The organism is Vibrio sp. ECSMB14106, from assembly GCF_000972265.1.
Lineage (GTDB): Bacteria > Pseudomonadota > Gammaproteobacteria > Enterobacterales > Vibrionaceae > Vibrio > Vibrio kanaloae.
Map to the genome: position 1 here is coordinate 35637 of NZ_LAUM01000033.1, position 20363 is coordinate 55999.

Annotated in this window: 17 protein-coding genes and 1 pseudogene; 8 read left to right on the forward strand and 10 right to left on the reverse strand. The window is 44.4% G+C overall.

The genetic code is table 11. From position 1 onward, the window contains the following. Positions 1 to 81: 81 nt before the first annotated feature. Complete coding sequence (locus WR49_RS18070; RefSeq protein ID WP_046224936.1) at positions 82 to 909, forward strand: Cof-type HAD-IIB family hydrolase; 828 nt, start codon at positions 82 to 84, stop codon at positions 907 to 909. Between the two features lie 91 nt (positions 910 to 1000). On the opposite strand, the gene WR49_RS18075 is transcribed toward WR49_RS18070, so the two are convergent. Beyond that, entirely contained in the window at positions 1001 to 1468 is a 468-nt protein-coding gene (locus tag WR49_RS18075) for an EVE domain-containing protein (RefSeq protein ID WP_017055537.1), read from the reverse strand. Positions 1469 to 1507: 39 nt separating this feature from the next. On the opposite strand from WR49_RS18075, the gene WR49_RS18080 reads away from it, so the two are divergent. Continuing rightward, entirely contained in the window at positions 1508 to 3052 is a 1545-nt protein-coding gene (locus tag WR49_RS18080) for a COG3650 family protein (RefSeq protein WP_046224937.1), read from the forward strand. Between the two features lie 2 nt (positions 3053 to 3054). Then, positions 3055 to 3651, forward strand: coding sequence for a tRNA-uridine aminocarboxypropyltransferase (locus tag WR49_RS18085; RefSeq protein ID WP_046224938.1), 597 nt, complete (start codon positions 3055 to 3057; stop codon positions 3649 to 3651). Between the two features lie 118 nt (positions 3652 to 3769). On the opposite strand, the gene WR49_RS18090 is transcribed toward WR49_RS18085, so the two are convergent. The 7 genes from WR49_RS18090 to lptM form a co-directional block, all read right to left on the reverse strand. Next, positions 3770 to 6268 (reverse strand): bifunctional diguanylate cyclase/phosphodiesterase, encoded by a 2499-nt coding sequence (locus WR49_RS18090; protein ID WP_046224939.1) that lies wholly within the window; start codon positions 6266 to 6268, stop codon positions 3770 to 3772. Positions 6269 to 6428: 160 nt separating this feature from the next. Next, positions 6429 to 7145 (reverse strand): 5-amino-6-(5-phospho-D-ribitylamino)uracil phosphatase YigB, encoded by a 717-nt coding sequence (yigB, locus tag WR49_RS18095; RefSeq protein WP_046224940.1) that lies wholly within the window; start codon positions 7143 to 7145, stop codon positions 6429 to 6431. 12 nt (positions 7146 to 7157) lie between these two features. Further along, on the reverse strand, positions 7158 to 8090 hold the full coding sequence (gene xerC, locus WR49_RS18100; protein ID WP_029626866.1) for a tyrosine recombinase XerC: 933 nt from the start codon (positions 8088 to 8090) through the stop codon (positions 7158 to 7160). Then, a complete protein-coding gene (locus tag WR49_RS18105; protein ID WP_046224941.1) occupies positions 8059 to 8757 on the reverse strand; it encodes a DUF484 family protein in 699 nt (232 codons plus the stop codon). The genes xerC and WR49_RS18105 overlap by 32 nt, the downstream gene beginning before the upstream one ends. 45 nt (positions 8758 to 8802) lie before the next feature. After that, positions 8803 to 9633: a diaminopimelate epimerase gene (gene dapF, locus WR49_RS18110; protein ID WP_046224942.1), complete on the reverse strand. Its 831-nt coding sequence runs from the start codon at positions 9631 to 9633 to the stop codon at positions 8803 to 8805. Positions 9634 to 9644: 11 nt separating this feature from the next. Next, positions 9645 to 10898, reverse strand: coding sequence for a diaminopimelate decarboxylase (lysA, locus tag WR49_RS18115; protein ID WP_017055545.1), 1254 nt, complete (start codon positions 10896 to 10898; stop codon positions 9645 to 9647). 41 nt (positions 10899 to 10939) lie between these two features. After that, positions 10940 to 11056, reverse strand: coding sequence for an LPS translocon maturation chaperone LptM (gene lptM / locus WR49_RS21805; protein ID WP_408059362.1), 117 nt, complete (start codon positions 11054 to 11056; stop codon positions 10940 to 10942). A gap of 75 nt (positions 11057 to 11131) precedes the next feature. On the opposite strand from lptM, the gene cyaY reads away from it, so the two are divergent. Then, entirely contained in the window at positions 11132 to 11446 is a 315-nt protein-coding gene (gene cyaY / locus WR49_RS18125) for an iron donor protein CyaY (RefSeq protein ID WP_017055547.1), read from the forward strand. A 69-nt stretch (positions 11447 to 11515) separates the two neighbouring features. On the opposite strand, the gene WR49_RS18130 is transcribed toward cyaY, so the two are convergent. Further along, entirely contained in the window at positions 11516 to 14044 is a 2529-nt protein-coding gene (locus tag WR49_RS18130; RefSeq protein WP_017055548.1) for a class I adenylate cyclase, read from the reverse strand. A gap of 343 nt (positions 14045 to 14387) precedes the next feature. Between WR49_RS18130 and hemC the strand changes: the two genes are divergently transcribed. The 4 genes from hemC to WR49_RS18150 are packed head-to-tail and all read left to right on the forward strand — an operon-like array spanning position 14388 to position 18484. Continuing rightward, positions 14388 to 15326 (forward strand): hydroxymethylbilane synthase, encoded by a 939-nt coding sequence (gene hemC, locus WR49_RS18135; RefSeq protein ID WP_046224943.1) that lies wholly within the window; start codon positions 14388 to 14390, stop codon positions 15324 to 15326. 2 nt (positions 15327 to 15328) lie between these two features. Continuing rightward, a complete protein-coding gene (locus WR49_RS18140; RefSeq protein WP_046224944.1) occupies positions 15329 to 16057 on the forward strand; it encodes a uroporphyrinogen-III synthase in 729 nt (242 codons plus the stop codon). A gap of 19 nt (positions 16058 to 16076) precedes the next feature. Beyond that, positions 16077 to 17303, forward strand: coding sequence for a uroporphyrinogen-III C-methyltransferase (locus tag WR49_RS18145; protein WP_046224945.1), 1227 nt, complete (start codon positions 16077 to 16079; stop codon positions 17301 to 17303). Next, a complete protein-coding gene (locus WR49_RS18150) occupies positions 17303 to 18484 on the forward strand; it encodes a heme biosynthesis protein HemY (RefSeq protein ID WP_046224946.1) in 1182 nt (393 codons plus the stop codon). The genes WR49_RS18145 and WR49_RS18150 overlap by 1 nt, the downstream gene beginning before the upstream one ends. Positions 18485 to 18815: 331 nt before the next feature. Here the strand turns inward: WR49_RS18150 and WR49_RS21195 are convergent. Next, positions 18816 to 19764: pseudogene (locus tag WR49_RS21195) on the reverse strand (IS630 family transposase). Positions 19765 to 20363 lie beyond the last annotated feature (599 nt).

Sequence of the window (20363 nt, forward strand, 5' to 3'; positions counted from 1 at the left end):
CTAGCTAAAGATATTGTAGTTACAACAATGCTAGCGTTGGCTAGTAACAATATTGGTTAAGCATTTTGCAATGAGGGTTAAATGACTATTTCTGCACTAAAAGATTCCGTGAAAATTGTTGCCTCCGATTTAGATGGTACGCTACTAGCACCTGATCATCAGCTCAGCGACTTTACTAAACAAACACTCACGAAGTTACACGACCAAGGTTATACCTTTATCTTCGCAACAGGTCGCCACCATGTCGATGTGGCAGGTATTCGTGAGATAGCTGGGATTCCGGCCTATATGATCACTTCAAACGGTGCACGTGTGCACGACCAGAATGATCAACTAATGTATAGCCAGAACGTGCCTCAGGAATTAGTACAACCGGTTATTGATATTGTTCGCCAAGATCCAAACATCTTTGTTCACATGTACCAGGATGAAGATTGGTTGCTGGATCGTGAAGATAAGATGCTCGCTAAATTTCACAGTGAGTCTGGCTTTAGCTACAAGCGCTTCGAAGCGGACAACGCACCAAGTGACGGCATTGCGAAAGTCTTCTTCACACACCCAGAGCAAGACCATGAATACCTAGTAACGTTTGAGCAAAAGCTAAGAGATACGTTTGGCGACAAACTGAACATCGCTTTTTCAACGCCTTGGTGTCTAGAAGTGATGGCAGCAGAAGTATCTAAAGGCCATGCGTTAGACGCTGTCGCGAAATCTCTGAACCTGACACTTGATAACTGCATTGCCTTTGGTGATGGTATGAATGATGCTGAGATGCTTGCTATGGCAGGTAAAGGCCTGATCATGGGCACATCGCATGAGAAAGTGATGAAAGCCCTGCCAGACAATGAAGTGATTGGCAGCAACGCAGACGATGCGGTTGCTCACTACTTAGAAAAACACCTGCTTTAATCTAGACAGGTCTAATCGAAGCCATCTGAGTAAATAAAAAAGCAGCCACTGGCTGCTTTTTTGAACCTTACGCTAAAACCTTCCTCTAACGTTAACGAGAACTGAGAACTTCTTTACTTAAAATAGTCTGCCACTCCTGCTCGGTAACAGGCATGATGGACAAGCGATTACCTCGTTTAACCAATGGCATCTCTGATAGTTCTGGCATGGCTTTCAATGTTGCTAAAGGAATCAATCGCTCGGTTACTCGCACAAACTCGACATCCACCATAATCCAGCGCGGGTTGTCTGGTGAAGATTTAGGATCGTAGTAATCACTCTCAGGCTCGAATTGAAAATGGTCTGGGTAGGCTTCTCTGGTTACTTTCGCGATCCCCGCTACGCCAACTTTTTTACATGATGAATGGTATATCATCACCAGATCTCCAAGTTTGACGTCATCTCGCATCATGTTTCGAGCCTGATAGTTGCGTACCCCCTCCCAACAAGAGGTTTTTTGTACCCTAAGAGTTTGAATAGAAAAGGTGTCGGGTTCTGTTTTAAATAACCAATATGCCATAATAAATCCAATTAACGGTTGCTTCGAGGAAGATATAACATGAAGGTAATGAAAAACCCAGTGACATGGCTAGTCGCATTCGCGCTACAAGGTTGTGTAACGGCGCCAGATACGCCGCAACAACCTGAAGTTCCACCAGCAACCTTGGATGAGCCACTCAGCATTCAACCGCAAACCTTCATCATGCGTGGTCAGGTTGTGGTTGGCCATGAGAGCCGAACCTTCACCCCTTGCGGTAGCCAGCAACAATACTGGTTAGATTTATCGCCAGAGTTGGCACTTGAAGCGCAAGGCTTAGCAACCAGACCTTATCAAGCCTTGTATGGTGAGCTCATCGGCCACCTAACGGTACCAAGCCAAACTGGATATAATGCCGACTTCACCGCGCGCTTCGTGGTTGACCAAGTCAATATCCTAACCGCAGAGAACCCTGATCGCTGTGACCAACCCTTGCGCTCTACTCATGTGTTCGGCAATGAACCATTCTGGTCTGCGACCTTTGATAAAGACCAACTCAAATACACCAAAATGGGCGAACAGCCACAGCGACTCAATATCGAATCAAGCCGCACTACACCAAGCACTCGTGACTACCAACTAGAAGGTCAATCAGCGCAAGGCGAGCTAAATCTTAAGAAAGAGAGCTGTAGCGATGGCATGAGTGACTCTATCTATGGCTGGGAAGCGAAACTCAATCTTAATAACAGCAAGTACAACGGCTGTGCAACAGTATCTAACCAAGATCCTACGCAGGACTGGAGCGGACTCTACTTCGCGAGCTCAACACAAAACTCTGGTTTCTCTATCAACCTAGAACTCAACGATGACCACAGCGCAATCACGACTTACTCGTACAGCAATGGTGACCCTTCGATTGTTGAACAAGGCTTCTGGCAGCAACTCAACCAAAATCAGGTTCAAGTAGTGATGACTCGCCACCAGCAGCAATACCTAATCTCTGAGCGTATCTTTACGCTCGATAACAGTAAGCTGATCGCTGAGAAAGAGAAAGTAGGCAATGTCGTCTACCCGATTGCCAATGGTGGGCTGGTATTGTTTGAAGCCAAGAGCAAGCAGGCGCAAGTGAACGCGACCACAAACTTTGATCTAGCTGCAAAGGAGATAAACTCGAGCGATCAACTTGATCCAAAAGTCGACCAAGCGATCCGAAAGTATTTTAAGATCAACAATACCTCACCGGGCAATACTAAGTACCGTTGGCTTACCTATGACCTCAACGGTGATGGCAAAAAAGAACTGTTTGCTCAACTCGATTGGTGTGGTTCTGGTGGCTGTACACTGCTTATATTTGAAAACTACCAAGACAAATGGCGCTTCAATAGCCGAGTAACATTGGTTAAGGGCGATATACGCTTAGGTAATGCCCAAAATCACGGATGGCAGGATCTGATCTTCAATGTCAGCGGAGGCGGAGCAAAACCCGCGAAACATACACTGTCTTACACTGGGGTTAGCTACCCACTCAACCCAAGCGTCGCGCCAGTCGCCGATGATGCTAATATCAGCGACGTGGTGTTATTTGCTGATGGCGTCTCACCCGCACAAAGTGGAGTCAAGCTGTAAACATGAGTAACCAACAAGCTTGCCCTGGTTGTGGCTTCACTCACCAATGTATTTGTCACCTGATACCTAGTATTGAAAGCCAAATCGCTCTGGTACTGCTCACTCATGAGAATGAACTATCACGCGACACCAATACCGGGAAGCTGCTGCAACAATCGCTTGAGCAGTGCGAGTCATTCGTGTGGCAAAGGAAAACACCGCCAGCTGATTTAATATCATTGCTTGACGATAACACGCTACAACCTTTTCTGTTGTTCCCAAGTGAAAAGAGTATGGAGTGTCAGCAAGCGGTATTGAACGAAACGAATGACCGAAAACCGTTGTTCATCATCTTGGATGGCACATGGCAAGAAGCGAAGAAGATGCTCAACAAGAGCCAGTGGTTAAAAAACATTCCTCAGGTTCATCTCGATATTACGAGTGAATCTTCCTATACCTTACGCCGCAATCAAGACTGTGGTCATCTGTGTACCTGTGAGGTGGGTGTCGAACTATTCAAAGCATTAGGTGAAGAAGAGCCTGCAAGACTGATTGACGATTACTATCAACATTATCTAAAAGTATTCCAAGCGGATAAATGTGGGCACTCACTCAAATAGTTAAGTACAGAGGTTTGAGATAAATAGCGTAATCCAAAAGGGTGAGCCATAAGCTCACCCTTTTTTATATCGTACTTTAATCTATTGAACCAATTTGTGTTTCACGTGAAACGCTCTATTAGAACAAACGTTGAGGCTCACCGAAGTAGTAACCTTGTAGGTAGTCGACACCCATTTGCTCAGCTATCTCACAAACTTGCTGATTATGGACGAATTCAGCCACCGTTTTGGCATTAAACACTTGGCATAACCGAACCAACTGAGAAGCTATGTTTCTTTGTTTTTGATCTTTGTCGATATTACGAATCAAGCTACCGTCGAGCTTAATGATCTGTGGCTCAAGCTTAATGATTTCATCGATGTTGGAGTAACCAGAGCCAAAGTCATCAACAATGATTCTCGCCCCAAGCGCACGGAAGTGATCACACACCTCAATCATGCGGCCATAATCTTTAATCTGTTCAGACTCGAGAACTTCTAAACCAAGTCGAGTAGGATCGTTCATACCACTGATCGCAGCCTCAAGAACCTCGAGTGTCTTATCGCTCAATAAATCTTGTGGGGATAGATTGATAGAAAACGAACTCTGCTTATCCGCCATATAGCCAATAGTGCTCTTAATCATGTGTCGACTAAGACGCGTGTAAAGATGGGTGTCAGCAATGATCGGTAAGAACTTTCCTGGTGGCACAATGGTACCGTCCGATTCCATGATTCTGACCAGACACTCTTGGCCAATCATTTCGTGCGTACCCGATTCCACAATCGGCTGTGAATAGGTGATGATGTTCAGATCTAAAATCGCACGGCTGACACAGCTCAACCAACCGAGTTGCTCTTTGCGGTCCTCTTCGCTCACCTGAATGTCTTTGGCATTGGTGATGTGGGTATTGTTCCGCACCCCATAGCGCCGAGCTTCGATCGCTTTCAATAAGATTTGGTCACCGTTGTCGGTTAAGAAATCACAACGACTAGCAAAGCCACCACACAGAGAAACTGACAGGTAATCAATATCAGCCAAACCATATGGCTCAAAATTTATGTGTTCGATGTCATCGGCGAACTCAACGAAACCTTCTTTTATTTTCGTACTACCAACACTAGCATTGAAGATAATCGCCCACTCTCCAACACCAATACTGAATAGCTCTACCTTCACGCGAGGCTCTTTGACGACACGAAGCTGCAATCGCTCGATAAAGTGATTAGACAGATCAAGCAGTAACTGATCACCCACTTGATAGCCGTATTTTTCGTTAACTTGATGGAAATTCGTGAGCTTTAACGTGAGTAAGTGTTCACTAAATAGAATCGTATTGAGACGTTCTTTTAATACGATACGATTTGGCAAACCAGTACGCGAGTCAATGCGATAGCTTTCGGTTAAGCGACGCGCTTGTTGATGGAGTTTTTTCTCCATCTGAGTATTCATACTGTCGAGATCAGCGACTGCATTTCTGACCAAGTTAAGCAACGGCGACACGGTTGCGCCACACTGAAAGTCTTCGCAATGAAACTCTTTAATCTCGTCAGACTCGCGCATAGCGATATAAGTCAGGCTGTGGTGCAGTATCTCTTGGCGGTCTTCATTACGGTATAGCTCCCCCATGCAGTAGGCACCACATGTATTCACTATCCCTTCAAATGGCTTGAGCTCAAGTTTGCTGTCGATAAATTCAAGTCGAGATACGCAGTTATAGATGATCACCGATTCAGGCTGATGCATGGCTAGCATCTCAGCACCGTGACGCACCTTTTCTGCAGTGAGCGATGGGTGGTTATAACAAAACTGCGCCTCCTCACCGACATGCCAAGGGCTATCAAACTCAATACTGCCATCATCATTAATACGCAGAGGCGTCGAGATCCCCTTCTTTCTGCCAAGTTCTCGATAAAGCGGAAAGCTCATCAGCTGGCTAAAAGGAAGGTCTTTGCCATCCGCAAGGTAATGTTTGAATACTTCGATAGCTGGCTTGTCGTTCAACGCGTATAAGCGATTTCCAACTGCATGTGTGACTCGTAGCTTCATCCCAATCGGGTTCCACTCAGAGTACGCGTCCGACCAAACCTTAAATCTTGGGTTAGTCAGAGCCACCGCAACACAGGCGTGCTGGTAGGTTTGCTCGTTATACATAACCCAACGGCCAAATTCATTCTCATGACATAGTCCACCAGCAATCGGCAAGGCGTAAGGCAAATTTTCAAAAGCGCTATAGATAGGGTAATCACGACCTTCAAGCTGATCGCACAGACTTATCACTGCTTTGGTATCTTTAGATAGACCCAACTGGGAAGACAGTACTTGGCTGTCATGAAAGGGATTGCCCGTAAAAGGCTGAACGGTAGAGGTTAAACTTGTTTCATTAAATTCACTGATAATGACTAAGGTACATGCACTCTTGAGAGTGTTATCACAGATCACATGACGAGCACTCTGCCCGATTAAAGTGGCACGGTTTAAATGATTTAAGGCGATACTCGCAATCCGACGAGCGACATCCGAGGATTGATCTGAGAAAAGTTGAATAAGGTATTGTTTATTGTCACACCACTCTCGCTGATCGAATTGAGATTTGAATAACTCCTCAGTATGTGCGAGAAATGTAAATGTTTGCATGCCGAACCTTGTTCAAAATCGAGTAAAGTGAATAACCTGCTATGACTGAAATGAATCGCGAATAACGCCGTACCAATAATCCTAGTCTAAACCAAGTTTGAATAGCGACTAATCTAGCTATTCATATTATAAATGCGGCGTAATGAGCTTACAGTAGCGGTTAAATCAGTCGCACGAGATCGCTAAGTTGGTCTATTTCAACATCAGGTAGCACTCTTGCCTTAGGAGATAGGTATAAACTGGAACCAATGTCATTAAACCAGCATGCTTGGAAACCACTTCGCTTCGCACCGTAGACGTCGGTTCTAAGATGATCGCCAACATGAAGAATGTTCTCAGCATCACACGCTAAGTCTCGCTGGGCTTTATCAAACATATCTGGGTAGGGTTTTGCTCTGCCATCTGGGCCAGCTTTAAGGATTAGTTGAAAGTACTGCCCCAAACCAATTTGATGAGGATCCACATTACCATTAGTAATCGCAACTAAAGGAATGCGTTGGCTGAGTTCTTTCATCACTCGATGCGTTTCTTGAGGGACATCGACTTGATTACGTAACCATAAAGCATGCTCTATTCCTTCACGGGCAGCTTGCTCTGCTTGCTGCTGAGAATATCCCAATTGCAATAATCCGCATTTAATCTGAGTTTCACGCCACACGGTGACATCGTGCTTTAAATTGGGGTTTTCAGCAGCCACCTGTTGCTTGACCCCCTGCCATTCTTCTTGTGATAAAGAAGCCGACACCGGATGCTTTTGATACAACCATTGCGCCATCTCTTTTTCTACTTTCATTATCACAGGCCAGTTATCATACAAGGTGTCATCCAAGTCAAAGGTCATCGCTTTAATGGTCTTCAACCCTCGATAAATTCGCATAGTAACCTCTATCTAACCTTTGTTCTTCTTACGTGCTCTTGGGTGAGCTTGATCGTACGCTTGGGCTAAGTGTTGGAAGTCTAAGTGAGTATACACTTGAGTGGTCGAAATATTTTCGTGCCCCAGCAGCTCTTGGACAGCTCGAAGGTTCTGACTAGACTCAAGCACATGCGTTGCAAACGAGTGGCGAAGTTTATGAGGACTGATGTGGCTCGCCACAGATTGCTTCTTACCCCAATCTTCCATACGTTTTTGTACACTACGGTGAGAGATGCGCGTTCCTAACTTAGAGACAAACAAAGCGTTTTCACCCGGTGAAGCTAAGTCACCGCGTACTTTTAGCCATTTGTCGACCCACTCTTTAGCCAAACCAGAAAAAGGCGCTTTGCGTTCTTTGTCGCCTTTACCAACCACGCGAATTTCACCCTGTCGACCCAACACATCTTTTAGATTGATGCTGACCAACTCCGCCAATCGTAACCCCGCACCATACATTACTTCCATCATAGCTCGGTCACGAATCGATAATGGGTCATCTCCACTTACTTCAAGCAACTGACCAACCTCGTCGACATCGAGGTTTTTAGGTAAAGGACGCTGCTTGCGAGGTGCCGAGACCCCTTTGGCAGGGTTGGCGGTCATTTCGCCACGCAACACAAGGAAATCAAAGAAGCTACGCAGTGAAGACAAGCGTGTTGCAATACTGCTCGCTTTCATACCTTCACGCATGCCTTTGCTAGCAAGTTGTCTTACCCACGCCGCGTCCACTTGCCCCCAATCTTTCAGCCCGAGGGTGACCAAGTGTGCGGCCATAGTTTCAAGCTGTTGTTTGTAATTACGTTGAGTATGTAGGCTAAGCCCCTTCTCGCTTCTAAGGTACTCATAAAAGCGAGAAAGTGGAGTTTGAAGACGATTAGGAAGAGGTGCTTTGGGCTCTAGGCTCATTATTTATCTGCCAAGGTAAGGTGTCCGCCAAATGCGCAACGACAAGCGCTAAATGGCGTAAAAATAGCGTATCCATATACGGTTGGAAATGACCACCATCTTCACTAGAAAAGGCGAGCAACCCCAACGGAGACTGCTTAGTAAGTGGTAGTACTACATAAGAGCCTAGCTCTGGAACTGGATAATCACCAAACAAATCGTGTCTGTCGGCTTTTCTCAAGCGCCCTAGATAAGCATCTTTGCCGTTGAAGTGGTTAAGCGAAAACTTAGAGTAACCCTCAGCACTCAACTGATAAAAGCCAGATTGCGAAAGAATTCGAACATGAGCCTTAAGCCCAAGATCTAACGCTTTTTGTTCAACGGCTTTTATCACCTGCATAAAGTCGTTGCACTTCAGTACTTGGACTTGAAGATCCATAAACTCATAGAAAGTTTTATCGTTATTCGCCGCCAGCGACATCAAGCCAGTGATCTCTTCTTCGAGCTCTTCAATTCTATGACGTTGTCGTTTTAGCTGGACTTCAACTAAGGAAACAGCGCCCTGCTCAACATTATTGATAGCAAGGCGATCAACCAAACCTTTCCTATCTTGAAAAAAATCTGGGTTATCACGTAAATATTCCGCGACCACTTCTGCGGTGAGTGCATCGGCTTCAACGTAAGACAAAACCTATCCTTTATGTTTTATGAATCTATTAGTGATGAATCGTTATTAACAAGAAAGTTGACCATCAAACACATGTGTTGCAGGGCCTGTCATAAACAGAGGCTTACCCGGGCCTTGCCAATTAATGTGTAAGTCACCGCCAGGTAAACGAACCTTCACATTCTCAGCCAGCAAGCCTTGAATAATACCAACCGCAACCGCGCCACATGCTCCGCTGCCACATGCTTGAGTTTCACCTGCACCACGTTCGTAAACACGCAAGCGAACCTCTTCACGGTTAACCACTTGCATAAAGCCAGCATTCACACGCTCAGGGAAACGTTCATGTGATTCAAGAAGTGGACCTAGCGTTTCAACATCAGCAGTATCCACATCATCAACAACCGTGACGACATGTGGGTTACCCATGCTCACGGCGCCACAGAATAAAGTGTGCTCGTCCGTTCTTAGGATATACGTCTTCTCTGACTGCTTTGCCTTAAAGGGAATCTTGCTAGGTTCTAACTCAGGCACCCCCATATTGACGGTGATCTGGTCATTATCCTCAATCTTAAGAACCATTTTACCTTTCTTGGTGCTCACGTTGATGCTGTATCTATTCGTTAAACCTTTCATTCGAACGAATCGTGCAAAACAACGAGCGCCATTACCACACTGTTCCACTTCACTACCATCCGCATTAAAGATACGGTAATGGAAATCAGTTTCTGGATCATAAGGAGCCTCAACGACAAGCAGTTGATCAAAGCCCACACCAGTGTGACGATCCGCCAAACGACGGATCAAATCTGGAGAAAAGAAGATATTTTGAGTAATGCAGTCCACGACCATGAAATCATTGCCCAAACCATGCATTTTAGAAAAGTGGAAGTGCATAACGCTTAAAATTACTCCGGAAGAATGTTTTCAAGTTCCCACAGACTCGTAAGCTCTTCACGCTGACGAACCAAATGAGTTTTATCGCCATCCACCATCACTTCAGCCGCACGCGAACGAGTGTTGTAGTTAGATGACATCGCGAAGCCATAAGCACCAGCGGAGCGAACTGCTAGTAGGTCACCTTCTTCAAGAACAAGGTCACGATCTTTACCTAGGAAGTCACCCGTTTCACAGATAGGGCCAACCAAATCATAGGTCACAGACTCACCCTGACGTGGGCTCACTGGCACAATATCCTGCCATGCTTGATAAAGCGCGGGACGCATCAAATCATTCATTGCTGCATCTATGATGGCAAAATTCTTATGTTCTGTTGGCTTCAGGAACTCGACTTTTGTTAATAATACACCAGCGTTCGCCGCAATCGCTCTTCCTGGTTCAAAAATCAGCTCCAGATCAGAATGATTTTCTAATCGAGCAAGCAGAGCTTTCGCATAATCGGAAGGTTGTGGTGGCAATTCATCGCGATAAACCACACCCAAACCACCACCTACATCGAGGTGCTTGATATTAATACCATCAGTTCGCAGTTGATCGATAAGTGCAAGTAGACGGTCTGTTGCATCGATGAATGGTTCGAGATCCGTTAACTGAGAACCAATATGACAATCGATACCATGGATAGATAAGTTATCGAGTGTTTGTGCAAAAGCGTACACTGCAGGAGCACGATCGAAAGCAATGCCAAATTTGTTATCACGTAAACCAGTAGAAATATAAGGGTGAGTGTTGGCATCAACATCTGGGTTGATACGCAGTGAAATAGGCGCTTTAACACCCAATTCGCCCGCCACTTTATTTAACCGTTCGAGTTCTGGTTCAGACTCTACGTTGAAACACTTAATGTTCAACTCAAGCGCACGCTTCATTTCAGCGGCTGTTTTACCGACACCAGAGAACACAACCTTTGCCGGATCGCCACCGGCAGCAATCACACGCTCTAACTCACCGCCAGAAACGATATCAAAACCTGAGCCTAAGCGAGCTAAAGTATTCAATACACCAAGGTTTGAGTTAGCTTTAACGGCATAACACACCAAGTGCGGATGCTCACCAACTGATGAATCGAACGCATTCCAGTGGCGTTCTAATGTTGCACGAGAATATACATACAGCGGTGTACCATATTGCTCTGCGAGTTGTGAAAGTGCGACGTCCTCAGCCCAAAGCTGGCCATCTTCCTGATAGTTGAAGTAATCCAAAGTTCTTATCCCTTATAAATAACGATTTCTGCGTGTTTCACTTATTCTGATTGTTCTGCCTGTTGTACTTCATCAGGATCGTACAACGGACCTGTTTGACCACAACCAGAAAGTCCAATAACGGACACCATAAACAGAGCGGTAATTAATTTTTTCATTTTGCATATCGTGATTATTAACTCAATGCCCCCTATAATCGCACCACACTCAGGAAAAGCAATAGGATAGAAAGGATGAACGATACTGAATTTCATCAACTGGTCGATATACAGATGCAAAACATCGAAGAAGCCATCGATGAATCAGAGGCAGATGTTGATTACGAAGTGACAGGCAACGTGATGACGCTGGAATTTGAAGACCGCAGCCAGATCATCATCAATCGCCAGGAACCAATGCATGAGGTCTGGTTAGCGTCGAAATCTGGAGGCTTTCACTTCAAGTTAGTTGGCGACAAGTGGACATGCTCAAAGACTGGTATGGAACTGTTTGAGATGGTTAAAGAAGAGTGCGTGAAGCACGCAGGTGAAGAAATTGATTGGGTTTAATCATTTGTAAGAAAAACTAAAAGGAGTGAATCAATCACTCCTTTTTAATATCTACCCGCTGAGATAAACCTAAATATTTACTATCTTTGAACTCCGCGAAGACAAAATAGCATCATTGCGATAAGGCACAACATAAGAGCTGCCTTCTTCCGGATGAACAATTTGGTAATACTGAGGTAGATTGAAATTAATCAACTTAGATGACACCTTTGTCTCATCTTTTACCGAGGTATAGAAAGAGTTCACGCTCGCAATCATCTCATCTTTCTCACCATTGTATTGGTGGTAAGCCTCAATTTGATTAGATTCATCCAATACGTAAATATTGAAACCTTTATCCGTATCTTCAAAGAAAAATTGAATTAAACCTTCACTCGCAAAACCATCCACCACTTCTGGTAGTTGGTATTCTTGTTCTTTATCGAGCATCAATAGTGGTGAGCCCTTCAACTTATTTGTTGAAATACTACGATAGAAATCAACCGAATTTTCGAGCATTTGTACCGATACTCCACGGCGTTCGAAGAACAGACCGAACATCTTGTTCGCTAAGCGGATAGCCTTAAAGCGACGACGTTTCTCTGGTTCGATCGGTTTCAAGCGTAAATCAATACACTCAGCCAGTAATTGATAAACCATGTTACGCATCACACCGCGCAAGTTTTTGCTGTAGCAGAAAACATCAACAGACTCTGGAGGTAAAGCATCTTGGTGCATTTTTCCAAGTACCGTCTTCAAAGCATCTAGCATTGCAGTATCACCTTGGAAATGAAGTGTACGCACTTCATGCCAAGAGTTTCGATAAACCAAATCAACACTGCCGACTAAGCTCTTGCCTTCTTCTCCAAAACTGAAAATATCAGCGTTCTTCACATCCACTTTCAATGCACGACCCGTTAACTCCGAAGTCGGGTCATTTTCGAAGTTGATGAACATCGCCAGTTGGCTTATCTCACACGGACTCGCGAGCGCTTGCATACTTGGACGACGCTTACGCAAAGAAAACGTATTACGCAGATCACTCACCATTTGATAGAACTTATCAATATCAATATGAGCATCACGAACGACAGAATGCAAACGAGTTGATTCCGTAATTAAACCATTAAAGAATGACCAAGCCACCAACTTACTCAAGTACTCATGGTGCTCGAGCGATGGCTGACCAAGGATTCGATGGGCAACCAGTGGTTGTTTATACAGATACCAACCGGCCTTGTTAGCTTGGCCTTGGCGAACCTCAATAAAGCTCAAATCCGGCTCATGAAGATCCGGTGAGATTTGTGGGTTCAATAACGTCACTTTACCTGGTAACACTTCAAAAGCCGCATAAAGCTTACGAGCTAGGATACTGATATCTTGTGGGCTAATCGCTGAAGTAATGTTATTACGACGAGCAAACTGAATCAGGTTACGATAGCTCAGCATCAATGCATCAAGCAGTGCATGGTGCACAACTTTAACCTGCTCAACCTTCCAGTTACGGCGGTTATCGAGCTCTGCAATGATTTCATTCCCCCAATTCCAAGATGTTGTCATCTCAGTCAAAGCTTCACGACGCCAGGCCACAGACCCCATACCCGCTTCACGTGACAGTTTCTCATGGGTTTTCAGGTAGAAACAGCGTCTCACTAGATCCAATCGAATATGATCGTTTATCCGCTCTAGGTAACGAGTCACCTTCTCGAGCATCAGATAGTAACTGTCCATACCATAGAGATCAGGTTCATCCGTAAAAAAGCGACGCTTGGTATCAATACTTAGAAGTTGTGTATTTGGATATTCCCAAGAATAAGCTTCTAACAAGATCGCCTTCAACACCGATTTATACGGTGAGTCGATACTCTTATACAGTTGCCACAAGTTGGACCCAAAATACTCTTCAGCAGGGATGCTATTCAACTTACCGAAATCAATCCACTGCGAACAATCAAGAGCCCCACCCTGACATAAGCCTTGAACATACTCGTCATAGCACTCCTCCATTTCTGGCGGAATGATTTGCCATAACAGGCGTTGACCAGCCAAACGAACCGCAGAACGATAAAATTCATCAAGTAATAATAGGTGCTGAGACGAGCCACAATTATCTCCAGTCATCTCTTCAGAATGATTCGAACGGAAACGCTCTTCGTCCATCAGGAAGAAGTTAGCTTCAATGCCTAAGGTTTCAGCCCAGTCCGTAATAAGCAGACATTTATTCGTCAGGCTATCACGTGACGCGCCATCCATATCCGACGAAACACAGACCCAAATATCGAGATCACTAGAGGTGCTTTGGCCAATAGAAGAAGTGCTACCCATAGTGTACAAACCCAAGATAGCAGGCTCAGTAGCCTCGGTGAGTTTACCACCCAGCGTTAATTCAGTATCAGAGACAAATTGCTTTTGGAATGAGTTTAAGGTGAAGCTTCGTATTCCAAAAGGAACTTGCTCGTCGTAATAACCAGGCATCATGGGATGATTAAAATGAAGCAGTGCAGGTATTAGGTTGAAAACTTGCTGGCCTTGCAAATTCATCAACGCCAACGCTCGATCAATGCGCTGTTGGTTTAGATTGTCCAATCGTTGAATCAAAGTCTGAGTGTAAGCCTGCAAGGTAAGTCCTTGGTTTAAGATAAATGCACTTCTGTTTAGTTACTAAACGATACAAGCAACAAAACGTGATCAATTTAACACTTTTACCTTTAATGGTAAAGCAAAGGAACCAGTCTCGCCTATCAATTCCTTAATGACAATAAGTAAAAATCACGGCGCCGTAGTGTCATCTTTATTGACTATTTCTAATAATAGCCCATGTTTCAAATGAGATACTAATCACACTATTTTGGTGAACTAATGAAAATCCGTCAGCTATCAAAGCATGGGATGATCAAACAGTAAAAATTTTCTTTTCACAATGATAGGATTGAGCAATTAAAGAACCTATACCGGAAACACCATGACAAATTCAGCACCAATCCGTATCGCCACCAGAAAAAGCCCTCTTGCCCTTTGGCAGGCATACTTTGTAAGGGATGCTCTTCAAGCTGCTCACCCTGGTTTAGAGGTTGAGTTGGTAACTATGGTGACCAAAGGTGACGTCATCCTCGATACCCCGCTTGCTAAAGTCGGTGGTAAAGGGCTGTTCGTAAAAGAACTCGAAGTGGCAATGCTAGAGGGTCGTGCTGACCTAGCCGTTCATTCCATGAAAGATGTCCCTGTCGACTTTCCTGAAGGTCTAGGTTTGGTGACAATTTGTGAACGTGAAGATCCTCGTGATGCTTTCGTTTCAAATACCTACAACAACATCGATGAACTACCACAAGGTGCTATCGTTGGTACATGTAGCCTGCGTCGCCAGTGTCAATTACTCGAATACCGTCCTGATCTAATCATTAAAGAACTGCGTGGTAACGTGGGGACTCGTTTAGGTAAACTTGATAATGGACAATATGACGCTATCGTACTGGCAGCGGCTGGTCTTAAACGCCTAAAACTAGAAGAACGCATCCGCAGCTTCATCGCACCCGAACAATCTCTACCTGCCGTTGGACAAGGTGCGGTAGGGATCGAGTGTCGTCTTGATGACGAACGACTGATTAAACTTCTTGAACCACTTAATGACAAAGACACCGCTGATCGTGTGCTATGCGAACGTGCAATGAACCTGACTCTGGAAGGTGGTTGCCAGGTTCCTATCGGTAGCTACTCACTATTGGATGGCGACAACATTTGGCTACGCGCCCTTGTCGGTGAACCGGATGGCTCTAAAATGGTTCGCGGCGAGATCTCAGGCTCTCGTAAAGATGCTGAAGCTCTGGGCACTACTCTAGCAAATCAATTGCTGGATGACGGTGCGAGAGAAATCTTAACCAAGCTCTACGCAGACCAAGAATAATCATGACCGTGTTGGTAACTCGCCCCGGGACTGAGGGGCAATCGCTTTGCCAACAACTAGCGGATGAAGGGATTCAAACAATCCATCATCCGCTTATTCGTATCGTTGATAATCCAGACTCAGTGGATTTAAGTACCCAGCTTAATAGTAGCGATATCATTATTGCAGTCAGTCACCATGCCGTGACTGCTGCCCAGAGCATCCTTTCGAAAACCTCATCTATTTGGCCAACTTCGCCGCTTTATCTTGGCGTCGGTCAAAAAACCGCGCATATTTTAAGCAAGTCTTGCAAACAAAAAGTAAACTACCCTCAGGTGAGTGATAGTGAACACCTTCTTAAACTGGCTGAACTTAATAGCGTAAATAATAAATCCATTTTGATATTGCGTGGCAATAGTGGGCGGGAGCTTATTAGGGATTCTTTAATCAAGAGAGGTGCACAAGTCTCTTATTGTGAGACCTACTGTAGAGAATATATTCCTATTAACGACCACAATACCTATCAAACATGGGTCAACAAAAAAACATCTAAAGTTGTCATCACTAGTCAGGAACAATTGGAGTACCTCTGCTCAATAACTCCTGACGAGTATTTGGCTTGGCTTTCAACAAGACAACTATTTGTCCCAAGTCAGCGCATAGCAGAACGAGCACAACAGCTCGGGTTCTCCAATGTGGTTAATACTCAAAGTGCTACGAACCAAATATTACTGGCTGCTCTCCGGCCTTAGCTAGAAACAGGAAATAAGCATGACAAGCAAAAAAAATAATGAGCATATTGAACCTGAACAGAAACAAGACACTCAGCCAGTCGTTGTTGAAGACGAAAAAGCTGAAACTACAGAGACCAAACAACCTGAACAGAAGCTTGATGCCTCTGCTTCAAATACCGTTAAAAGTGAGCAGCCTCAAGCTGAACATAAAGAGCAAATAGAGAAAGCCGAAAAGCAAGGTAAGCGCGGTGTCAAACTAGGCGCTATTGCGATCGCTATTTCTATTATCTTCAGTGGCGGTATCGCATTTCAAATGCAGCAAAAGAGTGCCGAGTACTCGGCTCAAATCGCCGCTCTTCAAGCACAACTGCAAAACACCCAATCTGCAGTAAATAAAGACCTACAAACCATTAAGCAAGAGACTATCCAAGAAGCGTCACACGCGGTGGAGAAAACTCAGGTCGTGCAGTCTCAACAGCAGAAGAGCATTCAAAGCCTGCAGTTAGCAGTGGCTGACGTGAAAGGTCGTCGCCCGAACGACTGGCTACTTGCCGAAGCCGATTACCTTGTGAAACTAGCAGGACGTAAACTGTTCCTAGAGCATGATGCCGTTAGCGCCACCAAGTTAATGGAAAGCGCCGATCAACGTATCGCCGCACTGAATGACCCGAGCTTAGTGTCACTTCGTCAATCAATCACCAATGACATTACTAAGCTTCGCACTATTCCTCTGATCGACCGTGACGGATTAGTTCTACGCATCACAAGTCTACAACAGCAAGTCGATACACTGCCGCTTGCCAATGCGATTCTTCCAGAAACTGCGGTTGTTGAGAAAAAAGCAGTATCGCAAGATATTAATGATTGGCAGAACAACCTGATGACGTCGATGAAAGACTTCTCAGAAAACTTCATCACATTCCGCAGTCGTGATGGCGAAGTTATCCCTCTACTATCACCAGAACAGCACTTCTACCTACGTGAAAATATCAAAGGTAAACTAGAGACAGCCATTCGCGCAGTCTATAAAGAACAAGGCGATATCTACAGTGCAGCACTGCAAACAGCTAACGAGTGGTCGAAATCATACCTAAACCAAGATAACCATTCGGTCATTGAATTTGAGAAGGCGATTAAGCAATTAAGTGAGCAGAACATTTCGGTTAAATACCCGGTAAAACTTGAGTCTCAAAATGAGTTATCTGATGTGATTCGCGAACGTCTACGCCGTGAGGTGACGGTAATGACCTCGGAGGAGAAATAATGATTCGTTTGATTTTTCTTTTTCTCATTCTAGGTGCAGGCTTGTTTGTCGGTACACAGTTCTCTGGCCAACAAGGTTATGTACTCATCTCAATTGCTAATAAGACGATTGAAATGAGTGTGACAACAATGGCTATCTTTGTAATTGCCCTTTTAGCTGCACTGTTTGGCTTGGAATACCTATTTAAAAAGCTTATTTACGCGAGCTCAACCACTTGGAACTGGTTCAGCGTTCGTAAACTGAAACACTCTCGTCGTTATACCAATGAAGGCATCATCAAACTTCTTGAAGGTGATTGGAAAGGCGCAGAGAAGAAGGTAACTCGTTGGGCTAACCATCACGACATGCCTCTACTTTGTTACCTAGTGGCTTCTCAAGCCGCGCATGAACAAGGCAATACTGCAGAGCGAGATAAGTACATCGAACTTGCTAGTCAACAAGAGGACTCTCTACTGGCTGTTGAACTAACCAAAGCGAAACAGCAAATCAGTGAATCAAACTACGAAGCAGCATTCGATACCCTCTCTAACCTAAAAGGCTTACACCCTAACAACACAGCGGTACTTGGCCTACTAAAAGCCACCTACATGCAGCTTAAATTATGGCAGCCACTGTTAGAATTAACGCCTAAGCTCGTTAAACACAAACTGATGACTGCTGATGATCAACGAGATCTAGAACAAAAAGCACAATGCGGGTTACTTCATGATGTGGCACAACAACAAGGTAGCGAAGGTTTAATCAGTCATTGGAATAAACTTTCAAGAAAGCAAAAACAAAGCTCTCACCTTGTTTCCTGCTTTGTGAAGCAACTGATCGCTCGTAAAGCTGATTCTGAAGCCTTCACTGTAATAAAAGAGAACATTGCAAAGAATGGTGCAAATGAACTCTACATGTTGCTCCCTGAGCTTAACCTTGCCGACAACCACCCAGCTGTCGTAATGTTAGAGCGCGCTATCAGTAAAAATGATAACAATGCAGAAGCGCACAGCGCATTAGCCCAGTTCTACCTAAGAGGGCAAAAATGGGCTGAAGCGCAAAGCCACTTCGAGAAAGCACTAGCACTTCGCTCTAATGTTTCAGATTACGGATACCTATCTGATGCACTAGAGAAGCAGAACCTGACCAAAGCAGCTCACGAAGTTTCTCGTAAGGCACTCGCTCTAGTTCAGCCAGCTTAAGAAAATACACTTAACATGAAGCCGATGCCAAGCATCGGCTTTTTTGTATCTGCAGTTTACCCTAGATAACATCCTATATTGTTCAAGACTAAAGAAAGGAATGTATGGCTATGGAGTTCAGATTCTAGACAAAACCAACACGGAGATAGAACAACGACTCGCTATTTGAAACGAGGCTTAGTCATTACGCAGAATGCGCTTAACGTAGGGTATGTTTTGGAATTGTCATAATGAGTCTTCAATCTATAAACACATTTAAGGACGGGGGTAGCCTAGAAACGTAAAAAGCCCTGCTATTCCTAGCATAGCTTTCTAATACCAACCTAGAACATTAACTGGTCAGGTCTATCCATCCTCTTGAACACATCTTCGAGACCCTTTCTGGCACTTCCAGAACCTATTCCATACGACACATATTTTGGAAACGATATCATCATAGTCTTCGAAACTTTGGTTCGCTAGACAGCGTTGCCGCACCCCAACTCCAAACTTGTTCTATTGGGTTGAGCTCTGATGAGTATGGAGGAAGCTTGATGATACTGACGTTATTAAACCCGTTAGCGATATCATCTGTGTGTCAGCCAGCACCATCCATAACTACCACTGCGTGTCTTCCTTCGTCTGTGATCTCGGTTATTTTTTAAGTGCTCAGTCATAATGTCCTTATTGACCCTAGGTACAACCATAGATTCTCCAACTCCTTTACTAAGACAAACGGAGCCGAACAAAATTGCTTCTGTTTATCGCCCTTTGGCGTGTTCCTGCTTCAGCCCACAAGCGAGTAGTTGTACTCTGTTGCCCAAATCTAGCCTCGTCCTGAAACTAGATATCAACATACTCCAGCCCAATGTGGCCGGGGGCCTTAAGGATCGTTTCTATTTTGAATTTTTTAAAATCCTCTTGGATTTCATCAGAGTGTTTCGAACGCGATGTTGTCCATGAAAAGCCTATATGACTTAGCAAATAATAGATAGAGTCAGGGTGGTAGTGTTTACCAAATTCCTGGACGATATATGTATGAATATCATGGCCGGTCAGTCGACCTCCAGACGGATTTTCAGCCTCATTTTTAAGAAATTGGCTTAATTGTTCTTTTTGCCTAGGCGTCAAAAATGCAGGTCTCCCTGTTCGAGGCTTTTCTTGTAACCCCTCGAGTCCTTCATCGAGAAAAACTTGACCCATTTATTCACACTGGTTCTGTTTACTTTAAGGAACTTTACTATTTGAGTTCTTGAATGTCCGTCTTTCAAGTGAGCAAGTGCTAGCAATCGCTTCTTCATTTGGACGGATCTTTGTTGGTTAGCAAGTTTTTTTGAAGTCGATATTATTGAAGCTATCCATTGCAATATTACGTTGAGCTGGAAAGTTTCAATTTGATCACATTCTTACTTAGATTGGTATGAGCCGGCACTCCGGAGATTCGACCTGGTTGGCGATCCAGCTCCAAACATTGCTTCGTAGAAGCAACAGATGCAAAAAAGCCCCAGCATTTCTGCTGAGGCTTCGTATATGGCAGGGGTGGAGAGATTCGAACTCCCAACACGCGGATTTGGAACATAATATTTCGCTGCATTAAAGATATAACCAATATTACTAGTCAGTTATGTTGGCATTGCCTATATGGGAAACTCGCAAGCTAATAGCTAAAACCTATCACCACCACAAATCCATTAGCCCTTGCCTATGATAGAACCGCGGATTTGGAACATAATATTTCGCTGCATTAAAGATATAACCAATATCACTAGTCAGTTATGTTGGCATGACCCATATGGGAATCTCGCAAGCTAATAGTCTAAGAAATTTCCACCACGGTATTTCATCGTTAGGTCGTATCGAGAATATCTAGCTAAGTATCACCGAGTTGAGAGTCTGGGCT

Bases quoted from the DNA above. Each gene is read 5' to 3' on its own strand.
- WR49_RS18145 (WP_046224945.1), top strand. From the start codon at position 16,077: ATGACAAGCAAAAAAAATAATGAGCATATTGAACCTGAACAGAAACAA.
- cyaY (WP_017055547.1), top strand. From the start codon at position 11,132: ATGAACGATACTGAATTTCATCAACTGGTCGATATACAGATGCAAAAC.
- WR49_RS18150 (WP_046224946.1), top strand. From the start codon at position 17,303: ATGATTCGTTTGATTTTTCTTTTTCTCATTCTAGGTGCAGGCTTGTTT.
- yigB (WP_046224940.1), bottom strand. From the start codon at position 7,145: ATGCGAATTTATCGAGGGTTGAAGACCATTAAAGCGATGACCTTTGAC.
- WR49_RS18075 (WP_017055537.1), bottom strand. From the start codon at position 1,468: ATGGCATATTGGTTATTTAAAACAGAACCCGACACCTTTTCTATTCAA.
- WR49_RS18140 (WP_046224944.1), top strand. From the start codon at position 15,329: ATGACCGTGTTGGTAACTCGCCCCGGGACTGAGGGGCAATCGCTTTGC.
- WR49_RS18090 (WP_046224939.1), bottom strand. From the start codon at position 6,268: ATGCAAACATTTACATTTCTCGCACATACTGAGGAGTTATTCAAATCT.
- WR49_RS18070 (WP_046224936.1), top strand. From the start codon at position 82: ATGACTATTTCTGCACTAAAAGATTCCGTGAAAATTGTTGCCTCCGAT.
- dapF (WP_046224942.1), bottom strand. From the start codon at position 9,633: ATGCACTTCCACTTTTCTAAAATGCATGGTTTGGGCAATGATTTCATG.
- xerC (WP_029626866.1), bottom strand. From the start codon at position 8,090: ATGAGCCTAGAGCCCAAAGCACCTCTTCCTAATCGTCTTCAAACTCCA.
- WR49_RS18085 (WP_046224938.1), top strand. From the start codon at position 3,055: ATGAGTAACCAACAAGCTTGCCCTGGTTGTGGCTTCACTCACCAATGT.
- lptM (WP_408059362.1), bottom strand. From the start codon at position 11,056: ATGAAAAAATTAATTACCGCTCTGTTTATGGTGTCCGTTATTGGACTT.
- hemC (WP_046224943.1), top strand. From the start codon at position 14,388: ATGACAAATTCAGCACCAATCCGTATCGCCACCAGAAAAAGCCCTCTT.
- WR49_RS18080 (WP_046224937.1), top strand. From the start codon at position 1,508: ATGAAGGTAATGAAAAACCCAGTGACATGGCTAGTCGCATTCGCGCTA.